Source organism: Psychrobacter sp. Ps1 (genome assembly GCF_022129425.1).
Taxonomy (GTDB): Bacteria; Pseudomonadota; Gammaproteobacteria; order Pseudomonadales; family Moraxellaceae; genus Psychrobacter.
Genome location: NZ_JADQAN010000019.1, coordinates 43,402 through 63,837, shown reverse-complemented (window position 1 = coordinate 63,837; position 20,436 = coordinate 43,402). Strand labels below are relative to the sequence as shown.

18 protein-coding genes are annotated in these 20,436 nt (G+C 41.7%); 8 read left to right on the top strand and 10 right to left on the bottom strand.

What is annotated here, in order from left to right; all coding sequences use genetic code 11:
- The first annotated feature begins 318 nt into the window (after positions 1 to 318).
- Both I3249_RS10385 and I3249_RS10380 read left to right on the top strand, forming a co-directional pair.
- Complete coding sequence (locus I3249_RS10385; protein ID WP_238069895.1) at positions 319 to 1,023, top strand: hypothetical protein; 705 nt, start codon at positions 319 to 321, stop codon at positions 1,021 to 1,023.
- A gap of 91 nt (positions 1,024 to 1,114) precedes the next feature.
- A complete protein-coding gene (locus I3249_RS10380) occupies positions 1,115 to 3,001 on the top strand; it encodes a monovalent cation:proton antiporter-2 (CPA2) family protein (RefSeq protein WP_238069894.1) in 1,887 nt (628 codons plus the stop codon).
- A 58-nt stretch (positions 3,002 to 3,059) separates the two neighbouring features.
- Here the strand turns inward: I3249_RS10380 and I3249_RS10375 are convergent, their stop codons facing one another.
- On the bottom strand, positions 3,060 to 3,989 hold the full coding sequence (locus tag I3249_RS10375) for a DUF2628 domain-containing protein (RefSeq protein ID WP_238069893.1): 930 nt from the start codon (positions 3,987 to 3,989) through the stop codon (positions 3,060 to 3,062).
- A gap of 201 nt (positions 3,990 to 4,190) precedes the next feature.
- On the opposite strand from I3249_RS10375, the gene trmB reads away from it, so the two are divergent.
- The 3 genes from trmB to I3249_RS10360 all read left to right on the top strand — a co-directional run bounded on the left by trmB (position 4,191) and on the right by I3249_RS10360 (position 8,273).
- Positions 4,191 to 5,030 (top strand): tRNA (guanosine(46)-N7)-methyltransferase TrmB, encoded by an 840-nt coding sequence (gene trmB / locus I3249_RS10370; RefSeq protein ID WP_238069892.1) that lies wholly within the window; start codon positions 4,191 to 4,193, stop codon positions 5,028 to 5,030.
- A gap of 1,058 nt (positions 5,031 to 6,088) precedes the next feature.
- Positions 6,089 to 7,141 (top strand): recombinase RecA, encoded by a 1,053-nt coding sequence (gene recA, locus I3249_RS10365; RefSeq protein WP_179797620.1) that lies wholly within the window; start codon positions 6,089 to 6,091, stop codon positions 7,139 to 7,141.
- Between the two features lie 40 nt (positions 7,142 to 7,181).
- The gene (locus I3249_RS10360) at positions 7,182 to 8,273 is read left to right on the top strand and encodes a regulatory protein RecX (RefSeq protein ID WP_238069891.1); all 1,092 of its coding nucleotides are present in this window, start codon (positions 7,182 to 7,184) and stop codon (positions 8,271 to 8,273) included.
- Positions 8,274 to 8,458: 185 nt separating this feature from the next.
- Here the strand turns inward: I3249_RS10360 and I3249_RS10355 are convergent, their stop codons facing one another.
- From I3249_RS10355 to I3249_RS10330, 6 genes are all read right to left on the bottom strand, one after another.
- A complete protein-coding gene (locus I3249_RS10355; RefSeq protein WP_238069890.1) occupies positions 8,459 to 9,172 on the bottom strand; it encodes a YidB family protein in 714 nt (237 codons plus the stop codon).
- Between the two features lie 241 nt (positions 9,173 to 9,413).
- The gene (locus tag I3249_RS10350) at positions 9,414 to 9,872 is read right to left on the bottom strand and encodes a hypothetical protein (RefSeq protein ID WP_238069889.1); all 459 of its coding nucleotides are present in this window, start codon (positions 9,870 to 9,872) and stop codon (positions 9,414 to 9,416) included.
- 52 nt (positions 9,873 to 9,924) lie between these two features.
- Positions 9,925 to 10,206 (bottom strand): succinate dehydrogenase assembly factor 2, encoded by a 282-nt coding sequence (locus I3249_RS10345; protein WP_057761419.1) that lies wholly within the window; start codon positions 10,204 to 10,206, stop codon positions 9,925 to 9,927.
- Between the two features lie 126 nt (positions 10,207 to 10,332).
- Positions 10,333 to 11,226 carry a dihydropteroate synthase gene (gene folP / locus I3249_RS10340; protein ID WP_238069888.1) on the bottom strand — a complete coding sequence of 298 codons (894 nt, stop codon included), beginning with the start codon at positions 11,224 to 11,226 and terminating at the stop codon, positions 10,333 to 10,335.
- A 156-nt stretch (positions 11,227 to 11,382) separates the two neighbouring features.
- Positions 11,383 to 13,278 carry an ATP-dependent zinc metalloprotease FtsH gene (gene ftsH, locus I3249_RS10335; RefSeq protein ID WP_057761422.1) on the bottom strand — a complete coding sequence of 632 codons (1,896 nt, stop codon included), beginning with the start codon at positions 13,276 to 13,278 and terminating at the stop codon, positions 11,383 to 11,385.
- A 401-nt stretch (positions 13,279 to 13,679) separates the two neighbouring features.
- Positions 13,680 to 14,312: an SAM-dependent methyltransferase gene (locus I3249_RS10330; RefSeq protein WP_057761424.1), complete on the bottom strand. Its 633-nt coding sequence runs from the start codon at positions 14,310 to 14,312 to the stop codon at positions 13,680 to 13,682.
- Positions 14,313 to 14,646: 334 nt separating this feature from the next.
- Here I3249_RS10330 and I3249_RS10325 point away from each other — a divergent pair, with 334 nt between their 5' ends.
- Complete coding sequence (locus tag I3249_RS10325) at positions 14,647 to 14,958, top strand: YhbY family RNA-binding protein (RefSeq protein ID WP_057761426.1); 312 nt, start codon at positions 14,647 to 14,649, stop codon at positions 14,956 to 14,958.
- Positions 14,959 to 15,177: 219 nt separating this feature from the next.
- Positions 15,178 to 15,951, top strand: coding sequence for a hypothetical protein (locus I3249_RS10320; RefSeq protein ID WP_201548763.1), 774 nt, complete (start codon positions 15,178 to 15,180; stop codon positions 15,949 to 15,951).
- A gap of 155 nt (positions 15,952 to 16,106) precedes the next feature.
- On the opposite strand, the gene I3249_RS10315 is transcribed toward I3249_RS10320, so the two are convergent.
- Entirely contained in the window at positions 16,107 to 16,835 is a 729-nt protein-coding gene (locus I3249_RS10315) for a CHAP domain-containing protein (protein ID WP_057761430.1), read from the bottom strand.
- Between the two features lie 249 nt (positions 16,836 to 17,084).
- Here I3249_RS10315 and I3249_RS10310 point away from each other — a divergent pair, with 249 nt between their 5' ends.
- Positions 17,085 to 17,600 (top strand): hypothetical protein, encoded by a 516-nt coding sequence (locus I3249_RS10310; protein WP_238069887.1) that lies wholly within the window; start codon positions 17,085 to 17,087, stop codon positions 17,598 to 17,600.
- 298 nt (positions 17,601 to 17,898) lie between these two features.
- On the opposite strand, the gene lpxC is transcribed toward I3249_RS10310, so the two are convergent.
- Positions 17,899 to 18,816 (bottom strand): UDP-3-O-acyl-N-acetylglucosamine deacetylase, encoded by a 918-nt coding sequence (lpxC, locus tag I3249_RS10305; RefSeq protein WP_238069886.1) that lies wholly within the window; start codon positions 18,814 to 18,816, stop codon positions 17,899 to 17,901.
- 324 nt (positions 18,817 to 19,140) lie between these two features.
- Positions 19,141 to 20,346, bottom strand: coding sequence for a cell division protein FtsZ (gene ftsZ / locus I3249_RS10300; protein ID WP_179797600.1), 1,206 nt, complete (start codon positions 20,344 to 20,346; stop codon positions 19,141 to 19,143).
- Between the last annotated feature and the right edge of the window lie 90 nt (positions 20,347 to 20,436).

Here is a 20,436-nt window from a genome sequence, read left to right as displayed (position 1 = left end):
TGTGCTTTGTACTCAACAAAAAACTTGGTAATCCGCCTCTTCAGTTTGATTTGCTTATTTCAAGTTGAGAGTGGGGTAAGTATAGGTATCTGATACTGGTTCATACTAAAAGTTACGTGGAATTAAAACTAGAATCTAGATCACATTAAGACAGTCGTGATTTGCAACAAACTTTTGCTTTATTCCATTCAAAAAACTTAAGTCCAAATCGGCTTATGTGGTTATAATAACTATTATAAAGTTTTGTTTAGCACCCCAGTTAATTTTTATAATCATACTTTTTGGTATTTTCACTCTATCTATTGATGATATAACACTATGTCTAGACGCTCAGCACCCTTTGTCGCCCCAGACTATATCGATGATCCTGCATCAAAAGATGGCAAAAAACATGCCAAAGTTTTGTTGTCAACGCTGCAAGAAGACATTGCAAACTTTCGTAATGAACAGTTTCCACCTGATATTTTGCGCCAGATTCGTGATATGCCTATCTACGAAGGCAACTTAGCGGAGGTCCAAACCTATCAGCAACGTTGGCAAAATCTGCTTGAGCGTGCAAAGGATTTTTATCCAGCGGCCAATATGCCACCTGACTATCTGCCGCTCCCAGCCAGCCTTGAGATACCGCAATTTATCTATCATGTTCAGCGTTTACATTTAACTAAGACACGCGCTAAAGAATCCAAAAGCTTTGGATCAGTAGGTGCTCTGACGGATAAGTGTGGTCAATATACGGATGATGAAATCGAGCGCATGACAGCAGTGCTAGAGAATGACGAGGAAGCGCGACTGGTAGCGCATCGTGAATTTATCGATCTGCGTGCCTATGTTTTTTGTCGCGATAATAAGGGCGAAATGCTAGAGCCTGAGCGAGTACGCTTTTATCGTACGGGTCTTATTGTACATGCCCTGCCTGACTTTAAGATTGTAGATAGTCGCCAGACACCGCGTAAACGCCGCAACGATGCTTATAATAATCCGCTTGCAGACAATGGTGTGTGGAAAATTTATCGCAAAAAATAATAGATATTAGCGCGATATCGTTTTAGTCATACTGATTTTAGTCACGTCCATTTTATATTGTGTATTTTATTCAAATTGTTAAGGAGCCCAGATGTTTGCTGCCGCCGCCGGCTCACCAAATCTCATGTTGCAAGCCACTATCTTTTTGGGAGCAGCATTGCTCTTTGTCCCTCTCGGTAAACGCTTCGGCATTGCAACGGTTTTAGGCTACCTTATCACTGGACTCATATTGGGCCCAAGTGGCTTGGATGTGGCAGGCGATGCTGAAAGTCTATTGCACTTTTCAGAGTTTGGCGTGGTCATGCTGCTTTTTATTATCGGGCTTGAGTTACAGCCTTCGCGGCTCTGGGCATTGCGCCGCTCTATATTTGTATTGGGCGGTTTGCAGGTCGGTTTGACTGGTACGCTACTGATGTGGCTCCTACACCAGTTTTTCTCCTTACAACTAGATACTGCCTTTATTGTTGGTTTTGGTTTAGCGCTATCTTCTACTGCGTTTGTACTACAGATACTGACTGAAAAACAGCAGCTTTCGAGCACGCACGGTCGAGAAGCCTTCACTATTTTATTATTCCAAGATATTGCGGTCATTCCATTGTTAGCAGTCATTCCGTTTTTATCAGGGGTGCGTGAGCAAAGCTACGATTTGATTTATTTTGGTAAAGTATTTGCTGTCTTTGCAGGTCTGATTTTTGCCAGCCGTTATGTGGTTCGACCATTCTTTAAATTTGTGGCTTCCAGTGGTGCATCAGAACTACTGACAGCGGTCGCCCTATTTATCGTGATGGGCGTATCTATCTTGATGGGCCAAATCGGTCTATCAATGGCGTTAGGTGCATTTTTGACAGGTGTGTTGTTAGCAGATTCTGAGTATCGTCACGAATTAGAAGCCAGTATCGAACCTTTTAAAGGGTTGCTATTAGGTCTATTCTTTATGTCGGTCGGTATGCTTACCGACGTCAAACTTATTTTAGCAGAGCCCATCTTTATTATTGGCTGTGCGCTCGCCTTGATGTTTATCAAATTTGCAGTGATTGCAGGGATTGCCAAAGTATCGGGCAATCGCTGGCCGACCAGTATCAGATTGGGTGTGACTCTAGCTCAAGGTGGTGAGTTTGCCTTTGTCCTATTTAGTGTCGCCACTGCCCAAAATGTCTTGCGTCCCGAGCTTGCTAACACCCTCAACCTTGTCGTTACCATCTCAATGGCGCTGACACCTTTGGCATTTTTATTGTTAGAAAAAGCAGGTGAACCGTTATTTGCCAAGAGTAAACCGAGTCGCGAATACGATACCATTCCCGATCATGAGCATCAGGTCATTATTGCGGGATTCGGCCGTGTGGGTCAGATTATTGGTCGTGTACTGCGCATGCATAATATCGAATTTACCGCCATCGAACGCTCTGCAAACCGAGTAGATTTTGTAAGAAAATTCGGTAACCAAGTCTATTATGGCGACCCAAAGAACCCTGAGATTTTAAGAGCGGCAGGTATTCAAAAAGCGCGAGTGTTTATTCTCGCTATCGATGACTTAGAGCGTTCTATCACTACCGCTCAGTATCTTCGTAAGAATTATCCTGAACTGATTGTATTAGCAAGAGCGCGCGATCGTCAGCACTATTATCGTTTGCGTGAGGTTGGTGTGCGGCACATCTGGCGTGAGACTTATTTGTCATCTTTGGACATGTCACGCGAATCACTACAGTTATTAGGCATCTCACCAGAAAAAGCGCGAGAAACAGTAAAAACATTCCGTGACTATGATGATGACTTGATCGAACGCCAACAAGCTATCTATGATGATGAAGCCAGCATGATTGAATCCGCACAATCAGCAATGGCTGAGCTTGAAAGCCTGTTTGATGAAGATATTGGTAAAGCACGTAAAATGGATTTGACCGATTTTTATGAGGCGTTAAAGAGCCAAGCAACACCAGTTGAGGAAAAGGATGATACTGCAACGGACCCTAAGCATTAACCCTAAACAGTAGCTCTCAGCACTAGCAACATCTACAAGCACTCGTCAAATACAGCCCCTAATCAGCTATGCAGTTTTTAGGAGCTTGTTTTTTATTCAGTGAGCTGGTGCAATCCCAATTATCACTGTCTGGTATATGATAAAAGACCAGCGTCTGCTCGTTTAAATAGCGTATCGGAAACGTCACGTTCTGAATCGTTGCCACTACCGCACAGTCAGTTTCTAGCACGCCAGCGGCCTGAGTATCGACATGCATGCGTATCTGCTGCTGCTCGGTACTCAGGGGCAGATTTACTGGGCACTGCCCTGTCTGCTGATAAATCAACGCCACTCGGTTTTGAGCATTCTTTGCAATATCATAAGCGTCAAACAATACTTCATTTGCTTTTGGCTTGGCAATAATCGGTAAAAACTGCACCTTAATCACCAATAGCGAAAACGCAAAAAAACCAAACCCTAATGCTAATCCAAATAAGCTAACACGGCCCTCTCTTTGCAGATGCGCTTTCTGTGCTGCCTCATCTTGCGGATAGTCATTTATCGCATCAGCGATCTCACGCCTTGCCATACGGTAGTAATACGCATCCGTCCAACGTGCCACCATAAACGACCAAAACAGCCAAATAACAGCAGCAATACCGATACGTATTGCCATCTGATAAGCATCTGGTACATAGGACATCGCTATAAATTCAAAGGCGACTAGCACCAACGCGACATTAAGCTGAATAAAAGACCACCCCGCGACACTATAGACAATCGCATCCATATAGCGCTTGCGATATAGCAACCAAGGAAAAGTGATAAAAAACGCAGCCCAATGCCATTTTGGCGACAGATAACCTTGCTGATCAAACTGCTCAAAACGTTTAAGGTAATAACGCTGGGTACGGTTACCGATGAACCACTTGTCTAACTGCTTACGTTTAGCAGGTGTTAACGACTCTTGATAAAATGGTGGCGGTGAATCTGTCTCGATAAATAACATGGCAACACGCTCTACTTACTGACTCTTAGAAAAAGCATTTAAAAGATATCATTATATGATAATGCCAAAACCCGTGTGTAACATAGAGAAACCATAGCACCGATCAGCAAATACGCGAAAATAGGATTGTCCGTTCACAGTTGTATGGATTTGACTTATAATAAGCAAACATCACCCACCTAATTAAGCCTTACAAATCCTATGAGTCAACATTCTGATATCAATGACAACGTCAATAGTACCGATACTATTGATGAGCAAACCCTTAATAGCACAAGCGAGCCTATCGATATCGATAACAGCACTAGCCAAGAGATAGAACCGACCTCTGACAAGCATATCCGCATCGTCAATACGTTTATGAAGCGCCGTACGCACATGAACAAAAACGCCGAGCTTGCACTAACTGCTCCAGAATTTTCTGAGTATTTGGTCAACAACAGTTTTGGTGATGGCGATCTTACCGGTATTGATAACCTACGTACGTTATTTGCTGATAGCCCTAACGGTGCAGATGCGCCGCTTACAGTTGAGATTGGTTTTGGCTTGGGTGATTCGTTTATTGAGATGGCGGCCGCTGACCCTACTCGTAATTTTGTCGGTGTAGAAGTGCATGAGCCTGGTATTGGTAAATGTGCGTATATGGCTGGCACCCAAGATTTGAGCAACGTAAAAATCATCAACGGTGATGCCATTCAATTGCTCAAGCAGCTACCAGAAAACCATATCGACCGTATTCAGCTATACTTCCCTGACCCATGGCAAAAGAAGCGCCACTATAAGCGTCGTTTTGTCAGTCCTGAACGTATGACCATCGTTACGCGCAGCTTAAAACAAGGCGGCTGGTTCCATACAGCAACTGACTGGGAGCATTATGCATTTTGGATGGTTGAAGTATTGGATGGTTTCGCTGGACTGACTAACAAAGCAGGTACAGGTAACTTCACTGAGCGTCCTGACTTCCGTCCAATGACCAAGTTTGAGCGTCGTGGCCTCGACCGTGGGCATGGTGTGTGGGATTTGATCTATATCAAAGACTGATTAATACAGCTTTACTCTTAAGTGTTTTGACAAAGCGGCTATCTGATGTAGCCGCTTTTTTGTGGCCTTCTATAGGCTGTAGAAAATATCTCTAAAAATACTAGACATCCTATACATAACTATGTCTACTGACATCTTAGATGTATATCTTGAGTCATACTCCTGACTTTTAATGCCTATAGTATGATTATGCATAAAAAAAGATAAATTTATAATTTGTGAAACATAGCGCTCATAGCACTGTTTATAGACAAAACTGCTTCTCTAAAGTGATTAGAAACGAAATATAGAATCCATTCCTAATACTAATAATCTACGTAAACTTATGTATTATAAGGCTTTACAGAGTTCTCCCCATAAGCTGTGGATAACCCTGTGCATAAGTCACTACTTGACAACTTTATAGCTAAGCAACTTAAAGGATAAGGTAAAATCGTTCATTTTTTGTACAATTTATAAAACATTTAAAATCAATGATTTACATTAAATTCGCACACATAAAAAATTATTTTAAATAATTTCTAAAATAATTTAATTATTCATAATGTTTCACAATTAGCGAAAATAGTCCTTTTATTTGTTGTGGACAACTCCTAAATCTATTGACAAGCATAGTCATTATAAGGTTCAAAACAACAATGGCCTATCGCATCATTTCTATAGATTTTTAGCCGCATACCATACGACAGATAGTGTCGTCTAGCATCCCTCAACGCTCATTATAGTGCCTTGCTTTTGTTATAATTACCTTATCAAATCAACAGTGTTAAGAAGTTGAGTCAAGTAATTAGCACGCCAAGTCTGACTTAAAAACAACGATAACGACAGTGTATTACGGACTTATTTTTACTTCTCTCGCTATTTAATTTTACTGTATAGTAGAACGATACATTCGATACTACTACCTATACCAGTCACGTGACAACCTATTTTTCGATAAAACAGCCAAAAAATAATTGCCGATTTCATAACAGTCAGTATGCGTTTGCCAAAAGTTTTAACAGTACCAATATTTTATTTATAGCATCAACTTAACTACCGAAAACAAGGAATCCAATATGGACGACAATAAAGCCAAAGCCCTCAAAGCGGCATTAGGTCAAATCGAAAAGCAATTTGGTAAAAACACCATCATGCATCTAGGCGATGACTCGGCCATTATGGATGTCGATGTGGTCTCTACAGGCTCTCTAGGATTAGACATTGCGCTTGGTATTGGTGGTCTACCAAAAGGCCGTATCGTTGAAATTTACGGTCCAGAAAGTTCAGGTAAGACGACGATGACCCTGCAAGCTATTGCAGAATGTCAAAAGCAAGGCGGTACCTGTGCCTTTATAGATGCCGAGCATGCGCTCGACCCTGTTTATGCACGCAAGCTTGGAGTAAACACTGATGACTTATTGCTCTCGCAGCCTGACAATGGCGAGCAAGCACTTGAAATTACCGACATGTTGGTACGCTCAGGCGCAATCGATATGATCGTGATTGACTCAGTAGCTGCGTTGACACCACGTGCCGAGATTGAAGGTGAAATGGGCGACTCACACATGGGTCTACAAGCGCGTCTGATGAGCCAAGCCCTACGTAAAATCACTGGTAACGCCAAACGCTCTAACTGTATGGTGGTCTTTATCAACCAGATTCGTATGAAAATCGGTGTTATGTTCGGTAGCCCTGAGACTACGACTGGTGGTAACGCGCTGAAATTCTACGCCTCTGTACGTATGGATATTCGACGTATTGGTGCGGTCAAAAATGGTGATGAAATCATCGGTAACCAGACCCGTGTCAAAGTTATTAAAAACAAAATGGCACCACCTTTCCGCCAAGCTGAGTTCGAAATTACTTACGGTGAAGGTACGAATCACTTAGCCGAAGTTATCGACTTAGGCGTAGAGATTGGAGCTGTTGGCAAAGCAGGATCTTGGTACAGCTATGGCGACGAAAAAATCGGTCAAGGTAAAGCCAACTCTGTGCTTTTCTTAAAAGAGAACCCTGCCATTGCTCAAGAAATCGAAGATAAGATTCGTGACGAAAAGCTTGGTACAAAGAAAAATAGCAAAGCCGACGAAACTGAAGATGCAGAACAGGCTTCTGAACCTGTACAATAACGGTTTAGCGATTAACCGTTGTCAGTTACTATGATTTATTATGAAAATTAAAACCTTAGCTGAAATTCTAGCTGAGTCGGCACCCGACTCAGCTAGTTCTGTTGATAGAAAATCAAAAAAACTGTCCAAAGATTCTCATACGAAAGAGCCTAAAAAACGAGAGAAACCTAGTAAACGGGCTATTCGTTCAAGTAAAGATGATTCAGTCACGAATGACGCTACTATTGATACAGCGTTCTTTGAAGACTCCTCTCCTAAGTCAAAGAAGACTTCTAAATCTAAAAAACGTAAAAAGCGTTTTCATCCAGCGGCTAATTTTACCGCTGAGCCTAGTGATATCCCTATATATCAACCACCTGAAGCGCAAACCATCAAAGAGATGCTGGCAGAAGTCAAACTCGACATTCATAATGATGAAATTGACAATAGCTTAGCAACAGATAATGGTCGTAGCACTGAGCCACTTCCGAAAAACTCAGAACATGAAGCTGAGCTTTTTGCTATCAATGGTAGTGAAACAGACAGCCAAAACGATAATATACCAGCCGCGCTCAAAGCTTACTTACGAACCTCTGAACAAAAACAAGCAGAGATCGATGCGATTAAAGCAGAAAGTCGATTGCGTTGGCTCGCATTTTATTATTTATCACGCCGCGAATACGGTAAGACTGAGCTAAAGCAAAAGCTGATCGACAAAGAACAAGACCCAGAGAAAATTGACGCCCTGCTCGATGAGTTTGAAGAAAAAGGTTATCAAAGTGACTACCGCACTACCCTAATGCTGATACGTGAGAATATCCGTAAAGGCCGTGGACGTGGTCGGATCAAACAAGAATTCTATCGCAAAAAGATTGCTATGCCAGGTAACATCGATGAGCTAATCGATCTGGCAAATACTGAGTCTGATGAATTTAGTGAGTTTGTAGATGATGATGCAGACAACCTAGTAGACGGTGTAGATTGGCTAAAACTGGCGGTGATAGCACGTACCAAAAAATACGGTAATGACATACCAGTTGAACAAAAAGAAAAAGCCAAGCAGCTACGATTTTTACAGTATAGAGGGTTTAATACCGATATCTGCTTTGCAGCACTTAACCATACAACAGAAACGCTAGACGAGCGATTTTAAGGCCTTACTGTCACTGTCGCTGCCAAACGGTATTTATCGACAGTCATACTGTTGTAATAGACATAAAAAAGAGCACGTTATATAACGTGCCCTTTCATCAATACTACAAGTCATTTTAATCTACGTAGCTTTAAAATATGCAGTTAGAAGTTTTCGATTTTAAGCTATCAAACTACTTGAACAGACTATTTAAAATTGCCAAGACGGCTAGATAGCTGGCTAATGATTTGATCTATCTCTTCATTGGCTTCAGACTCATTATCCAGATTGCCATTAGGCGTTAGCTGATTCATTACTTCAGGCAACAGCTCAGCGAGTCCCTGTCTTACCTCAGTTTCATTAGCACCAGTATGAGCGGCTACTTGCTGAATTTCATTTTCGTCAAATAAACGGTTAATTTCGTCTGGATTTAAATTATCGTTTGCTTCGTTATTACTCATCCAAGAGCGCGCTTGACCTTCATAGCCCATACCAGTGATTTTCGACAATGCCCCGCTCAAACCACCATTACGTTTGATCCATCTAAGTACCATAGGCATCAATGCAGCAACGAGCATACCTTTACCACCAAACCCACTATTAGTACGCTGACCACCTAATACACTACCTAAAATATCACCTAGTCCGCCAGCACCTGAACTCATACCACCGCGCTGACTACCGCCCGTGAGACCACCAATGATGTCATCTAAGCCAAAACCATTATCTGCTTGACGACTATTTTGTTGAGGGCTATAACCACCTACCTGACTGCCACCGCCCAGCACACTACCTAAGATATCACCTAGTCCACCAGTCTGCCGTGTTTCAGTACGTTGGTTAACTGGATTGCGCTGAGCGTCGTCTGGATTCATTGCACTACGTGCCACTTGGCTCACTAAATTCCCTAATAAGCTCATTATCTATTCCTCTTTTTATCGTATTGTTTACTACAAAAATACTGCTAAAACTTATGAAACCTCATATCTGACTATATGTTTTTTAATAACAGGACAGCAGACTTATGAATTTTATTTTCTATTTTTAATATAACAGATTTTAATATAACAAACCTCTTTGTACTTAGAGTTAGCTATTTTGTTATGACGTGTAGGGATTTTTCATCGTAAAAGGAAAAACCTAAGCTCCGTAAATACTCAGCTAACTAGCATTACCCTTACTGATATTGGCTAAAATATTTAATTGTCGCCATTGCTCAGAATTTACTTGGTCGCGGAATATAGTGGTCGAAAACGATCTTTGATAAGGCTCAACGATATTGAATTCGACACTCATCGCCCACTGATAGCGATTTATATCGACCAACTCTGCTTGCCATAATTCATCGCCGCGGCCCGTTCGTATCAGTAATTGCCATTCTTTATCAATACGCTGACTGAGCGATGGCTGACTAATATGTAATAGTATTGGTCTCGATATAATCAGATAACTTGCAACTGCTACCGAGACTATTAAGATTAGTAAATACTGCCACAAAGCCAAAGATGCAAACCATGCTAATATCATCATAACCCCAGTCAAGCCTACATACAGCAGCGCGCGTAAATAACTGACAGGCGTGATAGCTGTATCAATACGTAGCGAGGTTACTGGCGTCATATAAGCGTACCATGGGAAACGTTAGATATTGTGCTGACCCGTTCCTTAAGACCTAAACCAAGTCTTTGGTGTGGCGCCATGTTTTTATCTTATTGACCAATGCCCAGATGTCGTCCTCTTCGGGACGATTTTGATTGGTAAAGTAATCAAGCAAGTCTGGGTCTTCATGAGTGAGCATTTCTGCAAAGGTTGCTTGTTCAGTAGCATCTGCTGTCAGATACAGCTCCTTGACGTAAGGATCAATATAAAAATCCAATTCTTTTAATCCGCGGCGAGCTTGATAAATGATACGGCGCTGTTCATTGGTTGGTTCTGGCTGAGTGGTACTAGTCATAAATTTACTCTTATTAAATTGGATAGTCTTGTGGGTTTAGATAGTTTAGAAATAGATGTTAAGCATAGCGTATAGAACATTTATAGGCTAAAAATATTATTGCTCATCTGCATATATAAAGCGACATTAACAACGATATGCTGACAGTTGACTCCATAAGGCCACTGCTTGCTGCATCATCGCCACATTATGCGTACGAATGATACTTGCGCCTTGTTGTAAGGCAAATAGCCCAGCTGCCGTTCCTGCCGAATCACGCTCTACCGCTTGCGTCGTACTCACAGCTTCAGCTCCACTTTTGGTCAATACTTCTGCCAAGAAACGCTTGCGAGAAATGCCAAACATCATCGGCAGCCCTAATGCTTGCAAGCTACTCAGCTGACTTAATAGCGCGCAATGATGTTCATAGTTTTTGGCAAAACCAAAACCTGGATCGATAATGATATTGCTTTGTTTGACGCCGATGCCAACTACTTCGTTAATACGGTCGAGCAGCTCTGTACGCACTTCATCGATCACATTGTCATACTGTGCCAGATTATTCATTGTCGTTGGCTCACCGCGCATATGCATTAGCATAACAGGTATATCAAGCTTAGCCGCTAGCTCTGCCGCGCCAGTACGTTTCAGTGCTCGTACATCGTTCCAAATGTCAGCACCTTCATTAAATGCTGCCTGCATGACTTCAGGACTACTAGTATCAATCGATAACCAAATACTGTCACCACAATACTGACGAATGGCTTGAACAACAGGTACAACGCGATGCATCTCATCACTCGTAGCGACAGCATCCGCATTTGGGCGAGTAGACTCTCCGCCAATATCAATAATAGTCGCGCCTTCTTTTATCATCTGCTTACAATGAGCAACGGCCGTATCTACTCCGTTAAACTGCCCACCATCTGAAAATGAATCTGGCGTTACGTTCAAGATACCCATGATATGCGGCTGCGACAAATCTAAGGTTTTATCACGACTAGATATCTTGTAGTCAGGTAAGGCTTGGAATAATGACATAACCAACTTATCTCTCATAAGAACAATTTTAATTATTACTGTCTATGCTTATAATACCAGTAAATCTTATGGGGTTCTAAACCCTTCATAAAATGATGACAATAAAAAAGCCCTTTATCATAAAGGGCTTTTTGTAAAACATGAGTACGCTAGCATTTACATCGCTGGTAATGGTGGCGGTGTAGCACCCGTTGTTTTAACATCGTTTTTCGACAAGTTTACTTCGTTATGCTGGTAAACTCTTGGTGGACGCGGTTCTTCACCTGCTAGAATATCTTGCAGTTGGTCACGATCAATGGTTTCCCAATTCATAAGTGCATCAACCATTGCATGCATTTTGTCCTGATTAGCCTCAATCAATTCACGAGCGATATCATACTGCTCTTCTAGCATACGACGCACTTCTTCATCGACCTTCTGCTGCGTAGCTTCAGAGATAGTACGACCGCCACCGCCGAAATATCCTTGCGAGTTGTCGTCATCTTCGTACACCATGATACCAAGTGCATCAGACATACCGTACTTCGTGACCATCGCACGTGCCATTTTAGTAGCACGTTCAAAATCATTTGAAGCACCTGTTGACATCTGATTAATAAAGACTTCTTCAGCAATACGACCACCGAACAAAATCGCAATGTCGCTTAACATCTTAGATTTATACATGCTGGTTTGATCGTGCTCAGGCAGCTGCCAAGTAACACCAAGCGCAAAACCACGAGGCATGATAGTGACCTTATGCACCGGATCTGTACCTGGCAGTAGTTCAGCTACTAGCGCATGACCCGCTTCGTGATACGCGGTCGCACGGCGCTCTTCTTCGCGGATCACCATGGACTTGCGTTCAGGACCCATATATAGCTTGTCTTTTGCATCTTCAAAGTCATTCATATCGACGCTAGTCTTGTTGCGACGCGCGGCGAACAATGCAGCTTCGTTTACAAGGTTGGCAAGCTGTGCACCACTGAATCCAGGCGTACCACGAGCAAGAGAACTGGCATCTACACTAATTGTGTTCGGCAGTTTCTTCAAATGTACTTTTAGAATTTGTTCACGGCCTTTGATATCCGGCAAGCCTACTTGTACCTGACGGTCAAAACGACCTGGACGCAGTAATGCTTTATCGAGCACATCAGCACGGTTGGTTGCGGCAATAACAATAACGCCTTCATTACCTTCAAAACCATCCATCTCAACCAATAGTTGGTTCAATGTCTGCTCGCGCTCATCATTACCGCCGCCCATACCGGAACCACGATGACGACCGACTGCATCAATCTCATCAATAAAAATGATACAAGGTGCGCTTTTCTTCGCTTGTTCGAACATATCGCGTACGCGTGATGCACCAACACCGACGAACATTTCAACAAAATCAGAACCTGAAATTGAGAAAAACGGCACTTTAGCTTCACCAGCAATAGCTCTCGCTAACAAGGTTTTACCTGTACCAGGAGGACCTACCATCAAGATACCACGAGGAATCGTTGCACCCAGTTTGGTAAATTTGTCTGGATCACGCAAGAATTCAACTACTTCAACGACTTCTTCTTTAGCTTCTTCACAACCAGCCACATCTTCGAAGTTAACGTTGATTTGATCTTCGGTCAGCATTTTCGCTTTTGATTTACCAAAGCTCATTGGACCGCCGCCTTTACCGCCAGCGCCGCCCTGCATGTTACGCATAAAGAATAAGAACAGACCAATAATCAATAGAATTGGGAAGCTGGCTATCAGTAGTTGCATTAATACGCTTTGGCGCTTTGGTGCAGTTCCTTGAACTTCGACTTGGTTCTCACGTAGCATTGGCATCAGCTGGTCATCTGACACAGCTGGTCTAATGGTCTCAAAAGATGAGCCATTTTTCTTTTCGCCGGTGATCTGTTCGCCGTCGATCTCGACACTGGCTACTTGGTTTTCTGACACTGCGGTCACAAACTCAGAGTAGTTAAGGTTATCCGGCTCAGAAGATTGATCAAAGCCGCTAAACACCAGCACCAAAACGCCGATTACCACCAGCCACAATAAGGTATTTTTTACCATGTCGCTCACTAGTTATTCCCATCCCTTACTTATTGGTGTGTTTATTAAACACGTGACGTCTATAAACGTATTGCTCATTTTTAACGAATATCCTGATAATAAAAAACTGCTAAATTAAACTTATATGATTTATAGGTAGCCTAAAAATTGTTTTTATAAATAATCATTATGAGATAAACATAGATATACGATCACTGAGCTTGTAAAACGCTTATTATCAGACGACTTTGCCTAAAACGTATGCTAAAAACAAAGGTAATATACCATGATATGTGGTGCTAACCCGTATAATTCAAGCAGGTTTCACGATTATTCATTTAACAATTGACGCAGCTTTTATATCGCGATAATAACACTTTATGGTGGTTTACCCTCACGCTTACAAGAGCAGCAACCTATTGATGTTAAAACTATTTAATCGCTATCCAAAACATCTCTTTTGAGCGTGGTCGTGACGCACCTGGCTTTATACTACGAATCTTACTAAAATCCTGCTGCATCTGCTTGCGTAATTCTTGTGTACCCTCGCCTTGAAACACTTTCATAATAAGTGCGCCACCTTCTGGTAAGGTTGCGAGCGCGAAGTCTACTGCTAGCTCACATAAGTACATCATACGTGGCTGATCGATAGCGCTATTTCCCGCCGTATTGGGTGCCATGTCAGACAATACCACGTCGACTTGTCTATCACCCACTTCTGCCATAATGGCATCAAACACTTCAGCTTCACGAAAATCGCCCTGAATAAAGGTCACATCAGGCAAGGTATCCATGGCCAAAATATCAGAGGCAATCAAGATACCATCGTCACCTACCAATCGACCAGCGACTTGTGACCAGCTACCAGGCGCACTGCCCAAGTCCACGACCGTCATGCCTTTTTTGATTAGGTTGGTTTTTTCATTAATCTCTAATAATTTATAAGCGGCACGGGCACGGTAGCCATCTTTTTGAGCTTTTTGCACATAATGATCGTCAATATGCTCTTTCATCCAAGCACTGCTGCTCTTTGATAGTTTTTTGTTTTCGATACGCGTGGCCAAAATACCTGCTCCTATTGCTTTACTAAATCTAGCTGCTTTAATTGCTCTATCACTTACAAACTGATATTAATCCGTTGCGGATTATTCTAAATACAGTGTTAATCAGATTTTTTATTCATGGTTGGTTGCAAACTGACCAAATTCTATTGGTTAAATAACTGTTTTATAAGGCAGTAGCGTTTATAATGTACCAAACATTCAGTTTAACATTTTCGTCACGTAAAATCGTGCAAAATCCTGCTGATCTCATGCAAGATGGTCACAGATTATCTATAATGATCAATAACTGTTTTTGACAGTACCATTTTTATTTTTACCAACACTTAGGAACTCTATGCAACTCGATAACGCTACCATCAAACGTCTAAAAGGCATCGGTCACGAGCTAAAGCCTATCGTTATGATCGGCAACAAGGGTATTACCCCAACCATTACTGAAGAAATCGATCGCGCGCTAACAGATCATGAGCTTATCAAAGTGAAATTGCCTGCTGGCACGAAAGAAGAGCGTGACATCGTTGGCGCTGAACTTGCTAAAGCGGCTAATGCGTCTTTGGTTCACTCTATTGGTCGTATGGCATTATTACTACGTAAAAACCCAAATGCCAACCCAAAACTGTCTAACCTAGCACGTCACGCGCAGTAATATGTCATGATAGACTGGCATTAAGTGACTGGGTTTTATGCTCACTTATATCATAGCCAAACGATAACGAAATACAAAGGCCGCGACGCTTATTGCTCGCGGCTTTTATGTTTTCCGATAGTCTCGGTTATATTTACCATATAGTATTAGTGCCCTTAATCAGTATACTTTCTCTTGTCACTATCACCTCTTTATTATTACCGTCGAGATGTACCCATAATGAACCAATCTTTTAACCTCTCTATAGCCACCGAGACGATAGCAAAAGACGCTCAGCAATTAGGCGTGTCTATAGAAGATCTTGAGAATATCTCTATCGAAGTAAGTACAGAGATCATCCAACAGCCAGCTTTGCAACTAATGCTGACCTATCAAGTGACTCTGCCTAGCCAAATTCTAGCAAACCAACTCAATTGGCGAACATGGCAACAAACTCAAGTAAATTTCACTGATTACCTATGGGAAGAGACGTGCCTTGAATGTTTTATTGCTGGCAGCAAGATTGCAGGCTGTAAGAATGATGACGAAGATATCGTAGCAATTCACCATCCAGAACCTCACAAGATACCACTTCAGCAAACAACTGCTTATATAGAGATTAATGCGAGTCCTGATGGTCGTTATGCACTTTATCAATTTGAGAGCTATCGTAACCCTGCGGCACTACCGCCAGTACCGTTGTACGAGACCGACGGAACCACACGCGCATCTGTTGGTTGGAACAACCATAAGGATTTGACAGCCTTATCAGTAGCAAGCCTACTATCTAGCACTTCAACGGTAGTGCAGACACCTGCTCATTATGAGCGCAGCTTTAGCCTACCTATAACGCAGCTACCGAATCAACAATACGCTATTGCAAACATGAAGATTGAACAAATACATCCTTGTGTCATCTTATGGTTTGGCAAAACTGACTTATATTTTGCCTCGGGCCATGCATCCCCGCCTGATTTTCACAATCGCGACTATTGGCCAAAGTTTGAGCTTTGATTTGGTTGTATGAGCTGTACTCATTTAAATACAGCTATTCTTAGATATAATTATTTAAAGTACAAAAAAAACCCAGTAATGTCATAAAGAGCATTACTGAGTTTGGAGAAAACTTTAGTCTTATTTAACTGATGCTTACTTCATTTAACCGATGTTTATTTGTCAGCCATCGCAAGGTAGATACCACGATCTGATGCATCATCAACATACTGCGAATCACGCCATGTCGTATAGCTGTAGTTACCGCTATATGGGCTGATGCTGTTTTGACGGAAATCAGATACCCAGTCATTGCCATCAAAAATCTGGATATGACCGTGTGGACGGCTTGACGTGCGGTTATAGACAACAACATCACCAACTTGTGGTGCCATGTCGTTACTGATCTTGGTGAAGCCAGCTTGGGCTAGCGTGCCACGAGAGGCGTACTGATAGGCTGAAGGGTTAGGCGTAAATTCATAACCTGCTGATTGTAATGCTTTACGTACATAGCGAGCACAGTAACCAGAGCTTCTAGATAGAGCGACGCGAGAGGCATTTGCTGCTGCAATAGCAGGAGCAGAGTTGCGGTCAGGTACACGGCTTGCTTGCTGCTGACGCTGTTCGTAAGACAAACGACTGGTCAGTGAAGCGAGCTGATATTCTTTTTGCTTAGCATGAGCGCTTAGGTTGTCAATTGCTTGACTGATCTCATCATTGCTATATACATGGGCACCACTATTAGTGCTATAGATGTTGCGACTAGAACCATAGTTCGCAGAAGTAGAAATATTTGTGATGGTATGACTCAAGGTATTATTTGGTTGAAAGGTTGTTTCGGCAGCACCACTCGTCTGTGCGATACCCATTCCCAATACTGACAAAATTAATAAAGCTTGTTTCATAAATTTACTACCTATTGTTAATACAAGTCTGCTCGTCATCCGTAACGAAGCATCAATTAATTTAGAGGATATAATCATCAAATAGACGTGATAAAATCCCTATTACAACGGTTCATTCTTTTCAAATAGTGACTAGTGCCAGTAGTACCTCCCACCTAGTCAACTATCTTATAAGCCATCTGCTATATATTGCTTTTAGCATGTCTGTTATGAGTATCGAGTTTGTCACCTATTAGATGAGTACTTACGATGTCAAAAAAACAACCTAATCGGCTTGCCCAGCTTATAGATCATCAAGCATTTGCTGGTAGCGCGCTACCTCAAACCCTTGCTAACAACATGCGACTATATATAGAAGCAACCAACGAGATAAAAGAGCTATTGGTAGACTGTCTACCTGAAGAAATACTCAATACCTGTTGGGTTGTAGGCTTAACACCTGAGCAGTTGATATTAAGTGTTAGCTCAATGACAGCAGCAAATCATATTCGCTATTTACATAGCTCGTATTTGCAAATACTAACAGAGCAGTCAATTACATTTAAACAACTCAAGCAAATTCGCGTCGTTGTGGCTAAAAGCTCTGCCAATAATTATTCATCCAAACAATCATCAACATCATCACTGCACTTGCCAAATTCTCGTAAAGCCAATGAAAATCAGGCGCTTAGCCAGAACACAAAACGGACTATATCACAGGCCGCAGAGCATGTCACCACTGATGAGAATCTCAAAAAAGCTCTTTTGCGTTTGATTAATCATTAAAAATACCGACCGTTAAATGTAAAGTTATGTAAATAAGAGCAGGTGATGGCATTGATAAAGATGGATTTTTGTAATGCATTGGACAAAAAAAATCCTCCGTTAGTTACATCCAGATCATGGATATAACTAACAAAGGACTTAAAAATCATCTACAGCTTTTGTATTATATGCCTTAACGGAAAATTCATATATTCATATAGACAATATATTCAAAATAAAGCATATTATATAAATGTAATTATGGGCTTTCTATGTAATATTGCGTAAATGTTTCGATACTTCCTGTATATTCCTGTATTTATCCTTCAATAACCAAATCATTAAGCGGTAAATACTCGATAGGACAGGTTACATTGTCATCAAAAGTTACAATTTCAAAGTTATCTTCGTCAGACAGTATTTCACGTACTAACAAATTATTTAGAGCATGACCAGACTTATAGGCATTAAAACGACCTAAAATTGGGTAGCCAATCAGATGCAAATCTCCTAAAGCATCTAAAATTTTATGACGAACAAACTCATCGTTAAAACGTAAGCCTTCGGCATTAAGTATGTTGGCATCATCGATAACGATGGCGTTTTCCATACTGCCGCCAAGTGCTAAGTTATTTTGACGTAGTGCTTCTATATCACGTAAAAATCCAAAAGTACGCGCAGTGCTTAATTGTTCGATAAAGTTCTGTGTAGAGAACTGCAACTGTGCATGCTGAAAGTTCTTATCAAATGCAGGATGATCAAAATCAATTTCGAAATTTAATTCATACCCTTCATAAGGACCTAGCTCTGCCCATTTATCTTCTAGCTTCACTCGTACTGGACGTATAATTTTAATAAATTTCTTGGCCGCTTCTTGCTCACAAAATCCTGCATCAAGTAAGAGCGCGACAAAAGGCGCAGCGCTACCATCCATAATTGGTATCTCTGAAGCAGAAACCCGAACTAACAGATTGTCTACTCCTAGCCCAGCGATGGCACTAAGCAGATGCTCAACCGTGCCCACTCGCGTACCACCAAACACTAAATTCGATGACATCATGGTGTCTTGTACTAAAAACGCACTTGCTGGAATTGGTTGACTACCTTCTATATCAGAGCGCTCGAAAACAATACCAGTGTCAATCGGCTGTGGATGAAACTCCAAGTCAACAGGCTGACCACTATGTAGACCAGTACCCGTAACGGCTATTGCTGTTTTTATGGTTCTTTGGTTCATGGTTGTCTTCTCACATATTTTGTTACAATTGACATAGTGTACCATTACCGACCCCTTATTCGCTATATATAAAAAGCGCTAATTTTCTTATCTCCTTGATTGATAACACTTATCGTCAACTTCCTATTTCTGATTTTTACTTTATATGACCTATCTAATGCTATAAAACAACGAGACTCATATAAGTTTCGAAGGTTATATACATATAGATTACATAGAAAATTGTCATAATCTTTCTTATAGAAAACGGTTCATCTTTCTTTAAACACAAAAAAGCCAGCATTAAAATGCTGGCTTTTTCTTACTTACAGTAAATTAGAATTACTATTTATTCTGTTGACGCTTTAAATAGTCTTGAATACTGTTTGTTTTAGTCTTAGGCTGCTCTTGAGGTGCATTTGCACTAGGACGTGCAACGCTATCTTGATGCTGCTGAGCTTGTAACTGCTTCTGACTGTTTAAAGCGCTGGTATGCACGTTGGGATCAACAGGTTGCGTGCTATTAACAGAAGGTACTGGCTGCTCTACTACTTCTGGCTCTTGACCTGCGTTTTCATCTAACGTTAAGCCAGTTGCGATGACAGTGACATGCAAATCATCACCCATTTTTTCATCGATAACAGAGCCGTAGAAAATATGAGCATCATCGATATCAGTAATTTCTTCGACGATTGCACTGATTTTGCTCATTTCATCCAATGACAAAGACTCAGATGAAATCACGTTAACCAGTAGACCTTTGGCATTCTCTAAACGTAAATCATCAAGTAACGGTGATCTGATGGCTTTTTCAGTCGCTTGACGCGCACGATCGTCACCGCTGGCACGGCCAATACCCATCATCGCATGACCTTTGGCAGTCATTGCGGTGCGAATATCGTTAAAGTCAATATTGATCATACCTTCGCTGGCGATGGTTTCAGCGATACCTTGCACGGCGTGTAATAACACATCGTCCGCTTTTTTGAACGCATCTTGCATAGAGATATTGCCATAAACGCTCATCAACTTATCATTAGGAATGGTAATGATAGAGTCAACGAAGTTGGTCAACTGCTCAATACCTGCTTTGGCCGCCTTGATACGTTTACCGCCTTCGAATTTGAAAGGTGTGGTCACAACAGCGACCGTCAATACTTCCATCTCTTTAGCAATACGAGCCACGACTGGTGCTGCGCCCGTACCCGTACCACCGCCCATTCCAGCGGTAATAAAGACCATGTCAGAATGTTCGAGTAACGCGCGGATCGCTTCTTCTTCGCTCTCTGCTGCTTCACGTCCGACTTCTGGATTGGCACCAGCGCCTAGACCACGGTTCGTTTTTGCGCCCAGTTGTAACTTATGCGGTGCTGTCAAACGATCAAGTGCTTGTTTATCCGTATTCGCACAGACGAACGTCACACCTCTAATCCCTTGTTGTACCATATGTTCAACAGCATTACCGCCACCACCACCCACACCGAATACTGTGAAGCTTGCTTGGCCATTGTTTTGAAGCTGATTATCATCTGGCATGGTGTATTTTGACATAAAAAAGATTCTCCAGTTGCAGATAGCGTGATGGTCGATACATAGTAACGCACTCATGTGGCGCGCTATCGACATACTATATATAAATGT

Bases quoted from the DNA above. Each gene is read 5' to 3' on its own strand.
- I3249_RS10385 (WP_238069895.1), top strand. From the start codon at position 319: ATGTCTAGACGCTCAGCACCCTTTGTCGCCCCAGACTATATCGATGAT.
- I3249_RS10380 (WP_238069894.1), top strand. From the start codon at position 1,115: ATGTTTGCTGCCGCCGCCGGCTCACCAAATCTCATGTTGCAAGCCACT.
- I3249_RS10375 (WP_238069893.1), bottom strand. From the start codon at position 3,989: ATGTTATTTATCGAGACAGATTCACCGCCACCATTTTATCAAGAGTCG.
- trmB (WP_238069892.1), top strand. From the start codon at position 4,191: ATGAGTCAACATTCTGATATCAATGACAACGTCAATAGTACCGATACT.
- recA (WP_179797620.1), top strand. From the start codon at position 6,089: ATGGACGACAATAAAGCCAAAGCCCTCAAAGCGGCATTAGGTCAAATC.
- I3249_RS10360 (WP_238069891.1), top strand. From the start codon at position 7,182: ATGAAAATTAAAACCTTAGCTGAAATTCTAGCTGAGTCGGCACCCGAC.
- I3249_RS10355 (WP_238069890.1), bottom strand. From the start codon at position 9,172: ATGAGCTTATTAGGGAATTTAGTGAGCCAAGTGGCACGTAGTGCAATG.
- I3249_RS10350 (WP_238069889.1), bottom strand. From the start codon at position 9,872: ATGACGCCAGTAACCTCGCTACGTATTGATACAGCTATCACGCCTGTC.
- I3249_RS10345 (WP_057761419.1), bottom strand. From the start codon at position 10,206: ATGACTAGTACCACTCAGCCAGAACCAACCAATGAACAGCGCCGTATC.
- folP (WP_238069888.1), bottom strand. From the start codon at position 11,226: ATGTCATTATTCCAAGCCTTACCTGACTACAAGATATCTAGTCGTGAT.
- I3249_RS10325 (WP_057761426.1), top strand. From the start codon at position 14,647: ATGCAACTCGATAACGCTACCATCAAACGTCTAAAAGGCATCGGTCAC.
- I3249_RS10320 (WP_201548763.1), top strand. From the start codon at position 15,178: ATGAACCAATCTTTTAACCTCTCTATAGCCACCGAGACGATAGCAAAA.
- I3249_RS10315 (WP_057761430.1), bottom strand. From the start codon at position 16,835: ATGAAACAAGCTTTATTAATTTTGTCAGTATTGGGAATGGGTATCGCA.
- I3249_RS10310 (WP_238069887.1), top strand. From the start codon at position 17,085: ATGTCAAAAAAACAACCTAATCGGCTTGCCCAGCTTATAGATCATCAA.
- lpxC (WP_238069886.1), bottom strand. From the start codon at position 18,816: ATGAACCAAAGAACCATAAAAACAGCAATAGCCGTTACGGGTACTGGT.
- ftsZ (WP_179797600.1), bottom strand. From the start codon at position 20,346: ATGTCAAAATACACCATGCCAGATGATAATCAGCTTCAAAACAATGGC.